Annotated in this window: 17 protein-coding genes; 6 read left to right on the top strand and 11 right to left on the bottom strand. The window is 70.0% G+C overall.

The genetic code is table 11. From position 1 onward, the window contains the following. Positions 1 to 6: 6 nt before the first annotated feature. On the bottom strand, positions 7 to 1,038 hold the full coding sequence (locus tag HD557_RS28965) for an NADP-dependent oxidoreductase (RefSeq protein ID WP_307785594.1): 1,032 nt from the start codon (positions 1,036 to 1,038) through the stop codon (positions 7 to 9). A 62-nt stretch (positions 1,039 to 1,100) separates the two neighbouring features. Here HD557_RS28965 and HD557_RS11195 point away from each other — a divergent pair, with 62 nt between their 5' ends. Genes HD557_RS11195 through HD557_RS28640 form a run of 3 tightly spaced genes read left to right on the top strand, consistent with a single transcriptional unit; the run spans position 1,101 to position 2,750 of the window. Continuing rightward, positions 1,101 to 2,057 (top strand): zinc-binding dehydrogenase, encoded by a 957-nt coding sequence (locus HD557_RS11195; protein ID WP_196873936.1) that lies wholly within the window; start codon positions 1,101 to 1,103, stop codon positions 2,055 to 2,057. Between the two features lie 5 nt (positions 2,058 to 2,062). Beyond that, positions 2,063 to 2,452 carry a YidH family protein gene (locus HD557_RS11190; protein WP_040755061.1) on the top strand — a complete coding sequence of 130 codons (390 nt, stop codon included), beginning with the start codon at positions 2,063 to 2,065 and terminating at the stop codon, positions 2,450 to 2,452. Then, entirely contained in the window at positions 2,397 to 2,750 is a 354-nt protein-coding gene (locus tag HD557_RS28640; RefSeq protein WP_196873935.1) for a DUF202 domain-containing protein, read from the top strand. The genes HD557_RS11190 and HD557_RS28640 overlap by 56 nt, the downstream gene beginning before the upstream one ends. Here HD557_RS28640 and HD557_RS11180 read toward each other — a convergent pair. From HD557_RS11180 to HD557_RS11160, 5 genes are all read right to left on the bottom strand, one after another. Beyond that, the gene (locus HD557_RS11180) at positions 2,740 to 4,074 is read right to left on the bottom strand and encodes a DUF1254 domain-containing protein (protein ID WP_008356676.1); all 1,335 of its coding nucleotides are present in this window, start codon (positions 4,072 to 4,074) and stop codon (positions 2,740 to 2,742) included. The genes HD557_RS28640 and HD557_RS11180 overlap by 11 nt on opposite strands. Beyond that, complete coding sequence (locus HD557_RS11175) at positions 4,071 to 5,387, bottom strand: DUF1214 domain-containing protein (protein WP_008356678.1); 1,317 nt, start codon at positions 5,385 to 5,387, stop codon at positions 4,071 to 4,073. Before HD557_RS11175 ends, HD557_RS11180 begins: the two co-directional genes overlap by 4 nt. Before the next feature lies 1 nt (position 5,388). Next, positions 5,389 to 6,531, bottom strand: coding sequence for an ABC transporter ATP-binding protein (locus HD557_RS11170; protein ID WP_008356680.1), 1,143 nt, complete (start codon positions 6,529 to 6,531; stop codon positions 5,389 to 5,391). Between the two features lie 80 nt (positions 6,532 to 6,611). Beyond that, positions 6,612 to 8,312 (bottom strand): ABC transporter permease, encoded by a 1,701-nt coding sequence (locus HD557_RS11165; RefSeq protein WP_196873934.1) that lies wholly within the window; start codon positions 8,310 to 8,312, stop codon positions 6,612 to 6,614. Between the two features lie 40 nt (positions 8,313 to 8,352). Further along, on the bottom strand, positions 8,353 to 9,402 hold the full coding sequence (locus tag HD557_RS11160; RefSeq protein ID WP_196873933.1) for an ABC transporter substrate-binding protein: 1,050 nt from the start codon (positions 9,400 to 9,402) through the stop codon (positions 8,353 to 8,355). Positions 9,403 to 9,548: 146 nt separating this feature from the next. On the opposite strand from HD557_RS11160, the gene HD557_RS11155 reads away from it, so the two are divergent. After that, the gene (locus HD557_RS11155; RefSeq protein WP_008356685.1) at positions 9,549 to 10,298 is read left to right on the top strand and encodes an SDR family NAD(P)-dependent oxidoreductase; all 750 of its coding nucleotides are present in this window, start codon (positions 9,549 to 9,551) and stop codon (positions 10,296 to 10,298) included. 13 nt (positions 10,299 to 10,311) lie between these two features. On the opposite strand, the gene HD557_RS11150 is transcribed toward HD557_RS11155, so the two are convergent. Then, the gene (locus HD557_RS11150; protein ID WP_196873932.1) at positions 10,312 to 12,246 is read right to left on the bottom strand and encodes an oxidoreductase; all 1,935 of its coding nucleotides are present in this window, start codon (positions 12,244 to 12,246) and stop codon (positions 10,312 to 10,314) included. 34 nt (positions 12,247 to 12,280) lie between these two features. Continuing rightward, positions 12,281 to 13,075, bottom strand: coding sequence for an SDR family NAD(P)-dependent oxidoreductase (locus tag HD557_RS11145; RefSeq protein WP_008356689.1), 795 nt, complete (start codon positions 13,073 to 13,075; stop codon positions 12,281 to 12,283). Between the two features lie 91 nt (positions 13,076 to 13,166). Here HD557_RS11145 and HD557_RS11140 point away from each other — a divergent pair, with 91 nt between their 5' ends. Both HD557_RS11140 and HD557_RS11135 read left to right on the top strand, forming a co-directional pair. Further along, positions 13,167 to 13,535 (top strand): nuclear transport factor 2 family protein, encoded by a 369-nt coding sequence (locus HD557_RS11140; protein ID WP_008356690.1) that lies wholly within the window; start codon positions 13,167 to 13,169, stop codon positions 13,533 to 13,535. Positions 13,536 to 13,562: 27 nt separating this feature from the next. Further along, positions 13,563 to 13,952 (top strand): hypothetical protein, encoded by a 390-nt coding sequence (locus HD557_RS11135; RefSeq protein WP_008356692.1) that lies wholly within the window; start codon positions 13,563 to 13,565, stop codon positions 13,950 to 13,952. Here the strand turns inward: HD557_RS11135 and HD557_RS11130 are convergent. From HD557_RS11130 to HD557_RS11120, 3 genes are all read right to left on the bottom strand, one after another. Continuing rightward, positions 13,942 to 14,967: an MBL fold metallo-hydrolase gene (locus HD557_RS11130; RefSeq protein ID WP_008356694.1), complete on the bottom strand. Its 1,026-nt coding sequence runs from the start codon at positions 14,965 to 14,967 to the stop codon at positions 13,942 to 13,944. The two genes, HD557_RS11135 and HD557_RS11130, sit on opposite strands and share 11 nt — an antisense overlap. Beyond that, the gene (locus HD557_RS11125; RefSeq protein ID WP_196873931.1) at positions 14,967 to 15,284 is read right to left on the bottom strand and encodes an EthD domain-containing protein; all 318 of its coding nucleotides are present in this window, start codon (positions 15,282 to 15,284) and stop codon (positions 14,967 to 14,969) included. Before HD557_RS11125 ends, HD557_RS11130 begins: the two co-directional genes overlap by 1 nt. A gap of 69 nt (positions 15,285 to 15,353) precedes the next feature. Further along, the gene (locus HD557_RS11120) at positions 15,354 to 15,956 is read right to left on the bottom strand and encodes a TetR/AcrR family transcriptional regulator (RefSeq protein WP_307785593.1); all 603 of its coding nucleotides are present in this window, start codon (positions 15,954 to 15,956) and stop codon (positions 15,354 to 15,356) included. Between the last annotated feature and the right edge of the window lie 38 nt (positions 15,957 to 15,994).

Raw genomic sequence — 15,994 nt, 5'->3', positions numbered from 1 at the left:
CGGCCCTCAGATCCGGACCAGCGTCTTGCCGGTCGTACGTCCCGCCATCATGTCGGCGATCGCCCGCGGCGCCTGGGCGAGACCGTCGTAGACGCTCTCGCGGTAGTGCAGCCGGCCCTCGGCGAGCCAGCCACCGACCCGCTGCTGCATCTCGTCGAGCAGCCGCACGTGCGCGCTCCCCCGGAAGCCGCGGAGGGTCAGGTTCTTGGAGGTGGCGAGGAAGAGGTTCTCCGGACCGGCGGGTGCCCCGTCGTACTCCGAGATCGAGCCGCACAGGGCGATCCGGCCACGGTTGTTCATCGCCGCGAGGGCGGCCTCGAGGTGGCTGCCGCCGACGTTGTCGAAGTAGACGTCGAGCCCCTCGGGCGCGGCATCGCGCAGCGACTCCACCAGCGGGCGGTCGCGCCAGCCGAAGGCCGCGTCCACGCCGATCTCGTCACGCAGCCAGGCGACCTTCTCCGCGGTGCCCGCGCTCGCGACGACCCGCAGGCCGGACAGCTTCGCGATCTGGCAGACCAGGCTCCCGACCGCTCCTGCGGCTGCCGACACCCAGATCGTCGAGATGTCCTCGCCGGCATCGAGCGCGTCGATCACGTGCAGGCCGGCGTACGCCGTCAGGCCCATCGGGCCGAGGGGACCGAGGTAGGTCTGGGGCGAGAGCTGCTCGACGTCGAGGACCCGCAGGTCGGCGACCCCGTTCATCGCGACCTCGTCGGGATCGACGACCGCGTGGCTGCGCCAGCCGTAGGAGTGCCACACCGTCGCACCGACCGGGAAGCCCTCCGCGCGGGACTCCTCGACGACGCCGACCGTGAAGATTCCGTCCATCGGCTCGCCTAGCGGGAAGGCCGGGAAGTAGCCCTCGGGTGCGTCGGCACGCAGCCGGAGCCGCATCCCCGGATCGACCGAGGTCCACGTGTTGCGGACCAGCACCTGACCGGCCTCCGGATCGGGCAGGTCGACGCTCACGAGCTCGAAGTGCTCCGGACGCACGTCGCCGTCCGGGAGCGTGACCACGTGCACCTGAGTGCTTTTCACAGGACCTCCTCGATGGTTCGGTCGCCTGGACACGACGCCTGAACCAAACTAACTTCAGTTCTATGAACACCGCAATGGCTGCCTGGCAATGGACCGGGACCGGACGTCCCCTCACGCTCAACCAGGTGCCGGTCCCCACCCCCGGGGCCGACGAGGTCCTCATCCGGGTGCGCGCGGCGGGCATGTGCCACTCCGACGTGGGCGAGCTGGACGAGCCGTCGTGGGCGGCCACCATCACCCGCAACCCGATCACCCTCGGCCACGAGATCGCGGGCGAGATCGCGCAGGTCGGCGTGGCCGTCACGCAGTGGCAGGTCGGGGACCGGGTCGGTGTGCACCCTCTCGGCGAGACCGTCCCGGGCTACAGCCGCGACGGCGGGTACGCCGCCTACACCCTTGCTCCTGCCACCGACCTGGTCGCGATGCCGGACGGTCTTCGGTTCGACCTGGCCGCCGCCGGCACGGACGCAGGCATGACCTCCCACCACGCGGTCGCCGAGGTCGCCCGGGTCGGCGCCGGCGACCGTGTCGGCATCATCGGGCTCGGCGGGCTCGGCCAGTTCGGTGCCCGCATCGCCGCCCTGCTCGGCGCCGAGGTGTACGCCGCCGACACCAGCCCCGCCGCCGTGGCCCTCGGCGAGCAGCTCGGCCTCGCCGCCGTGCACCCGCGGGCGGAGGACCTGATCGGACTCGGCCTCGACGCGGTGATCGACTTCGCCGGCTTCGGCTCCACCACCTCGGCGGCGGTCGGCGCGATCCGCAAGGGCGGCACCATCGTCATGGTCGGCCTGGGCGCGGTCGAGACGACCCTCGTCACCGCCGACGTCATCCACCAGCGCGCCCACATCCACGGCTCCTCCGGCGGCACCCGCGAGGACATCGCCACGGTGTACGACTACCTCGCCCGTGGCGAGATCACCCCGACCATCGAGCACATCGACCACGACCGGGTCCCAGAGGGCATCGAGCGCCTCCGGGCCGGCCGGGTCACGGGCCGGCTCGTGGTCACGACCAACTGATGCCGATGACCAGCGACACCGGCCAGAAGCCGCCGTCGAGTACCCGCTGGCCCGCCCGCGTCTATGCGACGGGGAGCGAGCCGGACTACCGCTTCACCCTGGCCAACGAACGTACGTTCCTCGCCTGGTTGCGTACGTCGCTGGCGTTGGTCGTGGCCGCCGTCGCGCTCCACGCGCTGGCCTCCGACCACTCGACGATCGTCGTCCAGGTCGTCGCCGGCACGATGGTCGTCCTCGGCGCAGGCGGGGCGCTGCTCGCCTGGTTCCGGTGGAGCGCCAACGAACGCGCGATCCGGCGCGGCGAACCGCTCGTCGGGTTCCGCTCCGGCGCGGCGGCCTGTGCCGCCCTCGCAGTCGTCGCGGGCGCTGCAGCAGCCCTCATGGTGCTCCGGTGAGGAAGCACTGTCTCGCCCCGGTCGACACTCCCCACGCGAACCCGGGCTGCAGGCCGAACGGACACGTCTGGCCGGTACGAGGACGGCGCTGAGCATGGCGGCAGCAGCGCTCGCGCTGCTGCACGCAGCCGACCCGCCGGCCCCGGTCACCGTCGCCCTGGTCGTCGCGACCTCACTGTGCGTGGCCGTCACGATCCTTCCCGCGCTCCGCGAGGCGCGCGGGCTCCGCCTGGCCTCACTGACCCAGCTCTCGCTGATGATCTCGCTGTCCGCGCTGGTCGTGATCGTCACCGGCTGACCGGTCGCACCCCGCCGGGCAGCCAGGCGCCGCTCAGGGCATCCGGCGCCGGCTGGTAGATGCGCAGCACGAGGAAGAAGCGTCCCTTCGGCGACGGCAGCCAGTTGCGTACGCGATCGGCCTCGTCCTCGGGCTGGATGACGATCGTGACCGACCCGTCGTCATCGACCACCAGGCCGGAGGTGGCGCTGCCGACGGCGTACCTGCCGATTGGGTTGGGGACGAGGAAGCCCTCCGCGTCATACATCGTCACGCTCCAGAACGCGCCCGCAGGTGGCGGCGTGTCCAGACGCACCTGGTAGCTGCCGGACGAGCCGTCGAGCGGGCGGCCGTCGACGTCGGCGTAGGTGTTGAAGGAAGTGTTCTCCTCGACCACGTTGGCACCGAGGCCGACATGGCTCATCACGGCCCGGCTCAGGTGGTTGAGGCCGTGAGCGCCCTTGTCGCCCACCTTCGTCCAGCCCGTCGGGATCAGCTCCCCCAACTGTGGGCGGCAGGCGTCGATGACCTTCATCGCTTCGGTGAACCCGGCTGCCGTCCCGGCCCTGACCTCGGGGTCGAGCTGGCCGGGATCAAGCTCCGCCTCCCCGGTGAGGCCCAGCATCGAGAGCCGCCGGACGATGGCGAGCTCGTGCGCGGGGACGCCGATGAGGCGCAAGGCGGCGTCGAGCCCGCGGAAGAAGGCCCGCCAGTCGGTCATGACCTCGTCCGGATCCACCAGCACGCCGATCCGGCGGGCATCGCCGGCGCACCTGAGCATGACCGCGTCCTGCAGCCGGTGGACCTCTGCCTCGTCGCCGAGGACCTGGATGCGCATCAGGACCCAGATGAGCTGAGAGCCGACCCGCAGCCGCACTGCGTCCGGGGGCACCTCGGTGTCGTCCGTCGGTGAGACGAGCCAGATCTGACGTGCGTGTCCGACGGTCCGGTGACTGATGTTGGAGGCATTGCCGAAGCCGTCCAAGAGGTTGAGCGTGTAGTAGCGGTCGCCGAATTCGGGCAGGTCGACGATCACCGGACCACCGCTAAGGTCGAGCCACGCGTTGGAGTAGAGGGTGTCCACGTTCGGCACACGGAACGCCGCGAACCCCGGCCGGGCCAGGTCCCGTTCGTGGAGAAAAATGCCCAGCGCCTCACCCTCGGCTACGTACTGCCGGCACATCTGGGCGTACTGATAGACCGCCGGCAGCCCATAGACGACGCCGTCGAAGGCGATCGAACGGGCGAGCTCGCGGCGGGCGGAGGCGTCGGTCGGCACCAGGTCCGGCCGGGTCGAGACCTGAACCTGGTCGACGCCGGCAAGATCGAACGACGGGTAGCTCATCGGGCCACCTCCCGGACGACGCACGGCGGCTCCCAGGCCTCGGCACCGTCCGGCCAGTACAGCCGCAGCATCAGGCGGAACGGGCCGTCGGGAGCCGGAAGCCAGTTGGCCGGTCCCGAGTCCGGCTCGGAGACCGACAGACTCATCCGCAGCCCACCGTCGGCGCCATACCTCAGATCCGGGGTCCGATCACCGACGGCATAGCGTCCCAGCGGGTTATCCACCAGCAGTCCCTCTCTGTGATACATCGTCAACGACCAGAACGCCTGGACCGGCGGTAGCTCACCCGGCGCGAACTCGATGACGTACGGGCCGTTCCGCCCGTCCAGCCCCTCCCCGTCGGCGTCGGTCTGGCACACCGGATAGACCGCCTCGGCCACCGGGTTCACGTAGATCTGCGCATGCGCGACGGCGGCACGCAGCAGGAGGTCGTCACCGAAGTCCGGGCCGCGGTCGTTGATCGACCAGCCGTTCACGGTGCGCCCGAGATGCTCCACCCGCCTGCGTATGTCCTGATGTCCCGTACGCAGGCCCGCAGCGAACGACAGAACAGCCTCTTCGGAGGCCGAGCCGTCCGCGAGACCCGCCAGCTGCTCGCCGGAGACGTACGACATCAGCGACTCCGGGACCTGTCCCGGACCGAGATCGTCGAGCACCACCGAGAGCGCCGTCGCGAAGGTGGACGGTTCCAGGATCTCGTCCTGACGCGAAAGCTCGTCGATGCGACGGTCGACGGCACGCGACGTCGGCGCGGCACCGACACCCGCATCAGGGTCGAGAGTCAAGCCGATCTTGTCCTGGAGGGCATGAGCGTCCGCGAGGTCGTCGGCATCGAGCGGGTCGACACCGGTACGCCCGACGACCATCACCCAGCGTTCCGGCGTGCTCAGCCTCAGTACGCCGCCTTCCTCCGAGACCGCCCGCGGACCGCGCCGGATGCGAACCGCCGGCAGCTCCGCTCCATACGCACGGCGGCTGACGACCACCGGACTGCTGGTGTCGGCACATCCCGCCTGGAGGCTCAGGTAGCGCTCCCCCGGATCCGGCAGCGTCACCTCGTACGCACCCGCGTCCAGGTCGAGCCAGGCCAGCGAGTAGAGCGTGTCGACGTTCGGCGCCACCCCCACCTTCAGGCTCGGGTCGGCGAGCGACCGCTGGTGACCGAGCGTCCCGACCGGTGCCCCGGCAGAGGTCTCAGGCCGCGGCCCGTGCGGATCCGACGGCTGGGTCAGGTTGAGGCGCATCCGCTGGGCGAAGATCAGCGGGTACGCCCAGACCTGGAGGGCAGCCGCCTGCGCAGCGACGTCGGCCACGTCAGGACGCCGCGACCAGCGGCCTGACAGCAGCCTCCGCTCGGGCCGGTGCCTCATCCAGCGGATAGACCTGCATGGTCTCGGGGCGCAGCCCGATGACCACCTTCGTACCCTCCTCCGCGCCACGCAGCCACGACCCGTGCAGCGCGCTGCTCGCCCGCAGCCGGAACTCCTCCTGCCCTGCGGCAACGGTGACGTCGTACGTGCGTCCGCCGAACTCGGAGGCGAGCAGCTCGGCCTCGAGCGCGACGACGCCGGACGGCACCGACGCCACGTCGCGGTAGAGCTCGAGGTCGTCGGGCCACAGCCGGGCGACCACGGCGTCCGAGTCGGGCAGATCCCGCTCGAGCGTGATGTCGACTCCCGCGTTCGTACGCCACCCCGCGGTGGTGCGGTGGAGCTCGAGCCGGTTGGACATGCCGATGAACTCGGCGACGTAGTCGGTCGCCGGGTCGGCGAAGACCCGCTGCGGCGTGTCGACCTGCTCCATCCTGCCGGCGCGCATGATGGCCAGGCGGTCACCGAGCGCGAACGCCTCGGACTGGTCGTGGGTCACGAAGACCGCGCCGAAGCCGAGGCTCTCGTGCAACCGGTGGATCTCCGTACGCACCGTGTCCCGCAGCCGCGCGTCGAGGTTGCTCAGCGGCTCGTCGAAGAGCACCAGGTCCGGACGCGAGACCAGGCCCCGGGCGACGGCGATGCGCTGCTGCTGCCCACCGCTGAGCTGGCTCGGGTAGCGATCGAGCAGGTGCTCGCAGTGCACCATCGCGGCTGCTTCCTCGACCCGCCCGCCGGCCAGCGCCTCGCGCATCTTGCGCACCTTCAGCGGGTAGGCGATGTTCTTGCGCACGGTCATGTTCGGCCACAGCGCGTAGGACTGGAACACCATGCCGACGTCCCGCTTGTGGGCCGGCAGGTTCAGCCGCTGGCCGGAGTCGAAGACGTGCCGTCCCTTGAAGTCGATGACACCCGACTCCGGAGTCTCCAGGCCGGCCAGACAGCGCAGGGTGGTCGTCTTGCCGCAGCCGCTCGGGCCCAGCAGGACCAGGAACTCGCCTTCCTCCATCTCGAGGTCGAGGTGGTCGACGACGACGTTCGATCCGTACGACTTGGTGAGTCCTTCGACTCGGAACTTGGCGGACATCGGCCATTCCTCCATGGACTTGCTTGATGGGATTACGACGGGGCGTACGACACGGGCGGCGGATGCCCGGGGACGCTCCCTCAGAGATTGTCGAGCACGTTTCGGCCACCGACCAGCATCGCGATGGCGACACCGGCTCCGGTGACGGCGGACATCAGGATCGCCATCGCCCCGACCAGCGGGTACGAGCCGTTGGTCCACTGGTCGTAGAGGAGCGTGCCCATCACCTGGGTCGTCGCCGAGCGCACCATGATCGAGGCGGCGAACTCGTGGGTGAGCAGGATGAACATCAGGGCGACGGAGCTCAGCACGGCCGGCTTGAGCATGGGAAGCGTGATGGTGAGTGCGGTATGCACCGGGCCGGCGCCGCTCACCGCCGACGCCTCTTGATAGGTGTTGCCCATCGACACCAGCGCCGTCAGCTGCATCCGGGTCGCGAACGGGATCATCAGGACGACGTAGACGAGCACGATGATCGCCTTGGTGCCGTAGAGGATGAACGGCGGCTGGGTGTACGTCAGCAGGAAGCCGACGCCGAAGATCACGGCCGGGATCCCGAGCGGCAGCGCGGTGATCAGGTCACCGAGGAGGCGGACGAGCGGCAGGTCCCGCCGCCGCACCATCAGCTGGGCGACGCCGAGCCCGATCGGCACGCAGATCGCGACCGCGATCAGCGAGGTGACCACGCTCGTCACCACCGACTCGACGATGCCCGGGGTCTCGACCAGCGCGCGGTAGTTGTCCAGCGTGAACAGGCCCCACGACAGGTTGGCCGACCAGAACGGCGAGAGCGACACCAGGATCACCCCGATCAACGGCAGCACGAGCGCGACCAGCCCGTACGCCGCGACGACGACGGCCGCCCAGGCGGACCGGCCGTGCGTCGGCGCGAACGACTTGCCGCCGTGGGTGACGAACCGCGCCTGGTTGCCGAGCAGGTAGCGCTGGGCGAAGATCACCAGCAGCCCGAAGATCACCAGGGGCGACCCCGCGGCCGCGGCCGCGGCGAAGTTGGTCGGCGACTCGCTCGTGCGCCGATACATCTCCGTGGTGAGCACGTTCACGCCCTCGTTCTGCCCGAGCAGCAGTGGCCCGGTGAACTGGCCGAGCCCGAGCAGCAGCGCGACACCCGCGCCGTACACCAGCGACGGGCGCAGCAGCGGCAGCACGACCTTGAAGAAGACCCCGATCGTGGACGACCCGCTGATCGCCGCGGCCTCCAGGTGCTCCGAGCCGATGTTCTGCATCCCGGCGCTCACGAAGAGGTAGACGAACGAGGTCAGCCCGAAGCCGGTGATGATGATGATCCAGGTCGTGCTGTAGATGTTGACCGGACCGCTCTCGAGGTCCTGCCACCACGGCAGGTGCCGCAGCATGGCGTTGAGGTAGCCGGGGCCCGGCGAGAGCAGGAACGCCCAGCCGGCCACGTTGGCCACCGACGGCATCACGATCGGCAGCAGCGGCACGACCCGCAGGAAGCCGAGTCGCCGCGGGAGCCGGCTCGTCGCGAAGGCGAGTACGGTGCCGAGCACCATCGCGATGGCCAGCGAGACCACCGCGAGCAGGAGTGTCGTTCGCAGCGTCTCCCCGATGTCGTCGCGCCCGAACTGGGCCCGGTAGCCGCTTGCGCCGTCGGCGAACGCGAGCGACTGGAGCCGATAGAGCGGCACCACGACGAGATACCCGAGGATGAGGATCAAGGGCGCGTACGTCAGGCGCGCGCGCCAGGTGGCGGCGTCACCGCGCAGGCGAGGCAGTGAGCTACTGACGATCGTGGTCATGAGGTCTTCCTCGAGGTCGGGGTCGGCGAAGGGGCGGGGATCAGCTCTGGAAGAGCGATTCCCACTGCTTCTGGTACTCGTTGACCGAGTCCTGGTCGAGCGTCTTCGGGTCGGGGAGCTCGATGTCCTGCGCCAGCAGGTCCGAGCCGGGGACGCCGGTCCCGTCGATGCCGGGCAGCGCGGCCACGTAGTTGTGCGAGATGGCGGCCTGCCCCTCGGGCGTCACCATGAAGTCCGCGAGCACCTGGGCGGCGTTGGCGTGCGGCGCCGAGGCGAGCACCTGGCTGTACCACGGGACGCCGAACGGGTCCTTGGGCACCACGAAGTCGACCGGCGCGCCGCTCGCCTTCGTGTCGAGCATGGTCGTACCGACCGTCGGGGAGCCCCAGATCTCACCCGAGGCGATCGCCTGGTCGATGGCCACGGCGCTCGGGTAGATGCGCGGCTTCTGGGCGGCGAGCTTCTCCACGAACCCACCGCCCCAGTCGGCGTCGATCCGGCGGTACATGTCCACGTACGTCGGGATGCCGGCAGGGTTGGTGATGCCCAGCTTCCCGCCCTTCGTGTCGGCGGCCAGGACGTCCTCGTAGGTGTGCAGGCCCTTCGGCAGCTTGCTGGTGTTCCACCCGTAGCCGAAGACCGTCGCGCTGGAGAGGAACCACTTGCCGTCCTTGATGCTCTCGGAGCGCTTGTAGTCGGCGTTGTCGAAGCTCGGGCCGACCACCTCGACGTTCCAGTCCTCCTTCGTGGCACGGTCCATGAAGCCCGCGTCGGTCGCCATCTGGACGTCCGCGGTGCCCTGGCCGGTCTGGATCTCGGTCTCGACCTTGGGGACGATGTCGGCGTCGGTGCCGCGTACGTAGTTCAGCTTGATCCCGTACTTCGCCTCGAACGCCTTCTTCAGCAGCTCGAGGTTGTCGGGGGCATGCGTGGAGTAGAGGGTGACCGAGCCCTCGTCCTTGGCCGCCGCGACGATCTCGTCCCAGCTACCTGCGAGCTCGGTCTCGGTGGCAGCGCCACCGCAGGCCGTCAGGGTCGTCGCGAGCGCCACCGTGGCAGCGGCCAGCGCGAACAGTCGTCGTCTGATCATCTCTTCTCCCTTATGGCACAGCATCTTCTGGTTACTAAAGTGAAGTTGGTTCAGGTAGACTGTATGGCGCAGGTCACACGATGGCAAGGAAAAATCTCATTGAATTCACTTGGGGATTCGACGGGACCGAGAGGACGAGGTGAAGGATGAAGCGGTACGCAGATCGGCGAGTGCTGGTGACCGGAGCGGGCGGCGGGTTGGGCAGTGAGATCTGCGCCCGGCTCAGCGCCGAGGGCGCGCGGGTCGCCGCGGCCGACCTGGCCGGGACCGACCTCGGTCCCCTCCTCGACTCCCTCACCGGCACCGGCCACCTCGCCCTCGAGCTGGATGTCGCTGACGAGCAGCAGTGGCGCGACGCCACCTCGCAGCTCGAGGCCGCCTGGGGCGGACTCGACGTGCTGGTCAACAACGCCGCGATCGGCAGCATCGCGACCGTCGAGGACGAGGAGCGCGACACCTGGGACCGGGTGGTCGCGGTCGACCAGACCGGGGTCTGGCTGGGGATGAAGCACGTCGGACCGCTGCTGGAACGCACCGGCGGCGGATCGATCGTCAACGTCGCTTCGATCCTGGGCAGCACCGGCGGCCTCGGCAACAGCATCGCCTACCATGCCGCCAAGGGGGCGGTGCGCACGATGACGAAGAACGCCGCGTTGCACTGGGCCACCCGGGGCGTACGCGTCAACTCGCTGCACCCGGGATTCATCGAGACCCCTCAGCTGATCGAGCGGTTCGGCGGCTCACCGCGCCACCAGGCGATGCTCGCCAACACCCCGATGGGCCGCCTCGGCACCCCCGCCGAGATCGCGGGCGCGGTCGCCTTCCTCGGCAGCGACGACGCCGGCTACATGACCGGCAGCGAGGTGTACGCCGACGGCGGCTGGACCGCTCGCTGACGACGCCTACCGCTCAGAGCTCGGCGCCGAGCCGGTAGCCCTCCGCGATCGCGTGCGAGACCCGCCGCGGCGTGAGGCAGTCGCCGATCACGCTCACCTTCTCGCCGGCGACCACACCCGGCAGCAGCACGGGGACCCGCGGCCGGTGCCAGACGGTGAGCACCGGCCCGAGATCCACCGGCTCACCACCGAAGACCGGCGCCAGCTGGAGCGGCGCCGCCGGGTCCTCGGGCACGACGACCGTGCTCGCGACCTGCAGGTCGACCCCGGCGGCGCCGAGCCGGGTGAGCAGCGGACCAGCGCTCTCGGCCGGCACCCGGGAGGCGAGCGCTCCGAGGGCGGTCGCGAAGGTGACCTGCCAGCCCGCTCGCACCAGTGCCTCGGCCGCGCTGTACGCAGGCCAGAACCCGTCTCCTTCGTCGTAGACGAGCGCACGCCGGTCGCCGTCGTGCTCCAGCTCACCGGTGATCGCGTCGTCGACGGTCGCGAACGGCCGGCCGGCCAGCTCCTCGGGCGGATCCGCCGGGCGCGATCCGGTCGCGACCACGACGTGATCGGCCATCCCGAGGATCTCCTGGAGGTCGTCGGCATCGATGCCGGCGGCGAGGTTCACGTCGACCCCGAGCCTCTTGAGCTCCCGCTCCTGGTAGTCGACGATGTCGATGAAGGTGGCCCGGTGCGGAGATGCGGCGGCCACCCGCGCCGTACCGCCGAGCTGCGGCGACTGCTCGAAGAGGGTGACCCGGTGGCCGCGGCCGGCCGCGACCCGTGCCGCCTCTAGACCCGCCGGCCCTCCCCCGACGACGTAGATCTCCTTCGGGGCATCGACACGGACACCGACGTTGCGATGCCGCCCGCGGCCGATCTCGGCGTTGACGGCGCAGTGCAGGTGCGGATCGAAGGCGCGACAGTCCTGGTTGATGCCGAGGCAGCCGCGCACCTCGCTCACCCGGCCGGACTCGGACTTGGCCGGAAGTTCGGGGTCGGCGATCAGGGCCCGGGCCATCCCGACCAGATCGGCACGCCCCGTCTTCACGATGTGGTCGGCGGTCGCCGCGTCCCGGATGCGCTGCCCGACGAGGGTCGGCAGACCGGTGGCCGCCTTCACGCGCGCCGCCGACGGCACCGCGACGGCGTCCGGGTTCGTCGAGTCCTTGACGTACTTGCCGCGGGTGCCGTGCGTGATGCTGAAGTAGTCGACTCCGGAGCCGGCCAGATCCTCGGCGATGCGTACGCAGTCCTCGATGTCCATCCCGCCGGGGATCTCCTCCTCGCCCGAGAGACGTACGCCGAGGACGAAGCCCTCGGGGATGACCGACCGCATCGCCTCGATGACGAGGTGCAGGAACCGCATCCGGTTCTCGAAGGAGCCGCCGAAGGCGTCCTCGCGCCGGTTGGTCAGCGGCGACATGAACTGCGCGGGCAGATACCCGTGGGCGGCGTGGATCTCGACCCCGTCGGCTCCGGCCTCGACCAGGTTCTGCGTCGACACCCGCCACCCTTCGACGATGTCGTGGATCTCGGCGACGGTGAGCTCATGAGGCGGGTAGGCGTCGCGGACCGTCTTGATCGGCGACGGCGCGACCGGCGGCGAGTCGGACTCGCCGCCGATGAACTCGCGTCCCAGATGACACAGCTGCCCGATGAACCTGGCGCCGTGGCGGTGGATGACGTCGGCCTTGGCCGCCGCGGCCGGGACGAACTCGTCGAGATAGGCCTCGACCAGCTTGCGCGAACGCAGCGTGGTCGTCGGGTGGACGACCGTAGCGCCACCGATGATCACGCCGACGCCGCCGGCGGCGAGACGCTCGAAGTGCTCGGTGTCGCCATGGGTCGGCACGCCGTCGACGGCCATGCTCGTTCCGGCCGGGAGTGCGACCAGCCGGTTCTTCACCGACATCGAGCCGATGGTGAAAGGCGAGAAGAGGTGTGGGAAGTCGGTGCCCATGGGGTCCTTTCGGCGGCGGTTCCGGGGTGGTTCTTCAGACGGTGAAGCGGCCGCCGTTGCTGAGCAGCACCGCCCCGACGACGTTCTTGGCGCCCGGAGAGGCGAGGTAGCAGATGTTGTCGGCGAGGTCGTCGGCCGAGGCGTACCCGATGGCACCGCTCGCCTCCATCGCCTTGCGGACAGCACCCGGCGTGCGGCCGGCCATCGGGGTGTCGACCGGGCCGGGGGCGACCGTGTTCACCCGGATCCCGTACGGGATGACCTCCTTGGCGACCGACTGCGACAAGGCGTGCACGCCCGCCTTCGAGGCCGCGTAGTGCGGGTAGCCGACCAGCGTGTCGTACGCGGCCGAGGAGCCGACGGTCACGATCGCTCCCCCGCCACGCGGACGCATCGCCCGTACGGCCGCGCGGAGCACGTGGAAGGTGCCGTCGAGGTTGATCGACATGACCCGGCGCCAGCCGTCGTCGTCGAGATCGCTCAGCACGTCGACGGGCTCACCCGACTCCTGGGCCGCGAGGATCCGCGCCTTGGCGGCGGGGTCGTCCACGCCGGCGGTGTGGACGACGACATCCAGCCGGCCGTCCGCCCCGGTGACGGCGGCGACGAGGTCGTCGACCGCCTGCGGGTCGGCGACATCGACCACATGAGCGCGGCCACCCACGGACTCCGCGACCGCGGTGGCGTTGGCTGCGTCGATGTCAGCGACGTGCACCCGCACACAGCCTTCCGCGGCGAGCCGCCTCGCCACCGCGGCACCGATGCCGGAGCCACCTCCGGTCACCAGGGCGACCTGCCCGTCGAATCGCGCGGCCTGCTGCCCGCTCATGCGCTCTCCTCAAACTGAAGTCGGTTGGATGTGTAACCTCTATCACATCAATCCCCTGGACAACCCATAGTCCCTGAACTAAGTTCAAGTCATGTCCATCGAGACCTCTCCCACGCTGGTCCGCTACTACGCCGCCGTCGACGCGAGCGACTTCGATGCCGGCATGGCACTCGTGACACCCGACGTGGAGTTCGCGATCCTGCTGCCCAACCGCGCCGTCCGTGGGATCGGCCGTACGGACCTCGTCGCCTACCTGTCGGGCCGTGGCGATGTCGTACGCCGCCACGTACCGCAGCGCTCGTCGGTCGCCGGCAACGTGGAGTTCGTCTATGGCGCCGTCGTCGAGGACGAGGCGACCGTGACCGGCCACTTCCTCGCCGCCGCCCGGCTGGGCGACGACGGCCTGATCGCCGCGTACCAGGTCGCCTTCGACCCCGAGCTCGGCCTCCTGCCCGACTGATCCCGATCCACGAAGGAGACATCCCGCATGTCACAGACGATGAGTTCCAGCTCGACCCCGCTGCTGCACGACTGGTTCGAGATCATGGACTCGACCACCCCCGAGCGGGTCCTCGACATGATCACCGACGACTTCCAGCTCTCGATCCTCTTCTCCAAGGGCGCCGACCAGGCCGCGGAGTTCCAGGGCGACCGAGCCGGACTGGTCGCCTACCTGGCGCAGCGCGAGGTCAGTGTGCTCACCCACCATCTGCTGGCGGGCTCGCGGGTGGACGACTCCGAGCTCGCCCTCGGCGAGACCCGGCGCGACGGCGCCTTCGAGGCGTCCTTCAACGCGAGCGCCCAGCTCGACCCGGCCAGCGGCCGCGTACGGCGGTTGCTGATCTGCCGTACCCCGCAGGTGCGGTTCACCGCCTGAAGCGGTCGATCCCGTCCTCCTGGCCAACCGCGACATCGGCGCGGTCGGCCAGGACGTCGAGGTGGGCGGCCGTCTCGCAGATCGCGATCATCCGGTTGAAGGCGTCGAGATCGGCGTACGGCACCTCGCGCCGGGTCCACGGAAGCTGCTCGGCGACCTCGGCCGCCGTCATCGCCCACCTATGGGCGTCGAGGACGGCGACCACCTGACCGAACCGGTGCTCGTGGTGCGCGAGCAGGACGCGGACCCGGTCGTGGACGCTGTCGGTCGGATGCCCGTGGGCGGGGATCAGCCGGGCGTCGGCCCGGTCCAGGAGCAGCGCGAGCGACTCCAGGTAGTGCTTGAGCGGCAGGTCCCACTCACCGAGCTCGAAGCCGATCGACGGCGTGATCGTCGGGAGCACGTGGTCACCCGAGAAGAGCAGCCCGCGCTCCTCCTCGTGGAAGACCAGATGACCCTTGGTGTGGCCCGGCGTGTGCACGGCCTCCACCTGCCAGCCGGCGATCTCGAGCGGGCCGGCGTCGAGCCAGCCGTCGGGGTCTGCCCAGTCGGCGACGTCGTACGGCTCGAGCTCGGTCTCCTTCTCGATCACCCGGCCGAGATCGTCAGCACCCGATCGGCGGAGCTCGCGCAGCGAGCTGACCGGGACGTTGTTGCCCAGCTCCTGGATCGCGACCAGACCGGGGCGTTCGAGCCGGCCGAGGTGGACGCGAGGGCCGTACCTCTCCCGCAGCCGTACGGCGAAGGTGTAGTGGTCGCGATGGATGTGGGTGACCAGTACGTCGCTGATCTCCCGCGGCGAGCGACCGATCGCCCTCAGCGCCGACTCGAGCTCGTCCACCGCGGACGGCACCGCCCAGCCGCCGTCGACGAGGAGCAGCCCCTCGGCGGTCTCGACGGCGTAGACGTTGACGGCGCGCAGGCCGTCGTTGGGCATGGTCAGCGGGATCCGGTGGATGCCGTCGACGACCTGGTAGCAGCCGGGTGTGCCCCACCAGGCCTCGGAGGCGGGCATCAGCCGACCATCGTCCGCTCCTCGCCCATGACGGCGATCCGGTGGCCACGCATGCGGCCCACGTGCTTGATCGCGGCGGCCCACTCCTCGCTCGCGAGCGCCCGGTCGAGGGCCTCCTTGCTGTCGAAGCTCAGGATCGAGACACCGTCCCAGCCCTCCGACCGCTCCTCGAGAGCGACCTGGACGTCGGTGTGCAGCCACCGGCGCAGGCCGGGAAGCGGGTACGTCACCTCGGCGTGCTCGCCACGCCACCACTCGATGAACTGCTCGTGCGACCAGTCCTCGGGACGAGAGGCCATCAAGATGAGGTTGTACATGTCACTCCTGATCTGAATTCTGTTTGGGTTCTGCGGACAGAGGTCCGCGCGGACCGGGAACGGGATGGGTCAGGGGCCGACGAGCCGGAGGACGGCGTCGGAGATGAAGTCGCGGGTCTCCTCGAGCGTCGTCGGTCCGCCGGTGCGGTACCAACGCCAGACACTCACCACGAGAGCGAGCACCGCGCGACTGGTCTGCTCGGGGTCGCGGTCGGCGAAGTCGCCCGACCTGATGCCACGCTCGATCAGGCCGGTCCAGTTCTCCTCGACCTTGCGGACGAGCTCGCGGGCGTGCTGCCGCTCGGCCTCCTCGCGCTCGGACAGTCGCGGGGTCGCCAGCAGGTCCATGTGGCTCTGCAGGATGCGCATCTGCAGCACCTCCTGGGGCGTCACGTCGAACGCCGCCCGGACCGCGGCACGCAGCTGGTCGACGGGCGCGTCCTCGACGGAGACGACCCTCTCGAAGCGGCTGGCGCTGCGCTCGAGCTCGGTGCTCATGATCGTCAGCAGGCAGTGCACCTTCGACTCGAAGTAGTGGTAGAGCGCTGTCTGCCCGATGCCGACCTTGTCGGCGACGGAGGCCCACTTGGTGAGCTCGAACCCGTGGTCACCGAAGCTCTCGACTGCAGCGCTGAGGATCAGCCCGCGCTTCGAACGGGGGCTCTCTGTCACGGTCGCCTGACGCGCCATGGCGAACCTTTCTCCTGGGA

This window comes from Nocardioides luteus, from assembly GCF_015752315.1.
In the GTDB taxonomy this organism is placed as follows: Bacteria; Actinomycetota; Actinomycetes; order Propionibacteriales; family Nocardioidaceae; genus Nocardioides.
Note: the sequence above shows the minus strand (reverse complement) of the source record. Positions and strands in the feature narration are given on the sequence as shown.

Bases quoted from the DNA above. Each gene is read 5' to 3' on its own strand.
- HD557_RS11140 (WP_008356690.1), top strand. From the start codon at position 13,167: ATGTCCATCGAGACCTCTCCCACGCTGGTCCGCTACTACGCCGCCGTC.
- HD557_RS11180 (WP_008356676.1), bottom strand. From the start codon at position 4,074: ATGAGCTACCCGTCGTTCGATCTTGCCGGCGTCGACCAGGTTCAGGTC.
- HD557_RS11125 (WP_196873931.1), bottom strand. From the start codon at position 15,284: ATGTACAACCTCATCTTGATGGCCTCTCGTCCCGAGGACTGGTCGCAC.
- HD557_RS11170 (WP_008356680.1), bottom strand. From the start codon at position 6,531: ATGTCCGCCAAGTTCCGAGTCGAAGGACTCACCAAGTCGTACGGATCG.
- HD557_RS11145 (WP_008356689.1), bottom strand. From the start codon at position 13,075: ATGAGCGGGCAGCAGGCCGCGCGATTCGACGGGCAGGTCGCCCTGGTG.
- HD557_RS11155 (WP_008356685.1), top strand. From the start codon at position 9,549: ATGAAGCGGTACGCAGATCGGCGAGTGCTGGTGACCGGAGCGGGCGGC.
- HD557_RS11165 (WP_196873934.1), bottom strand. From the start codon at position 8,312: ATGACCACGATCGTCAGTAGCTCACTGCCTCGCCTGCGCGGTGACGCC.
- HD557_RS11135 (WP_008356692.1), top strand. From the start codon at position 13,563: ATGTCACAGACGATGAGTTCCAGCTCGACCCCGCTGCTGCACGACTGG.
- HD557_RS11160 (WP_196873933.1), bottom strand. From the start codon at position 9,402: ATGATCAGACGACGACTGTTCGCGCTGGCCGCTGCCACGGTGGCGCTC.
- HD557_RS11190 (WP_040755061.1), top strand. From the start codon at position 2,063: ATGACCAGCGACACCGGCCAGAAGCCGCCGTCGAGTACCCGCTGGCCC.
- HD557_RS11195 (WP_196873936.1), top strand. From the start codon at position 1,101: ATGAACACCGCAATGGCTGCCTGGCAATGGACCGGGACCGGACGTCCC.
- HD557_RS11150 (WP_196873932.1), bottom strand. From the start codon at position 12,246: ATGGGCACCGACTTCCCACACCTCTTCTCGCCTTTCACCATCGGCTCG.
- HD557_RS11130 (WP_008356694.1), bottom strand. From the start codon at position 14,967: ATGCCCGCCTCCGAGGCCTGGTGGGGCACACCCGGCTGCTACCAGGTC.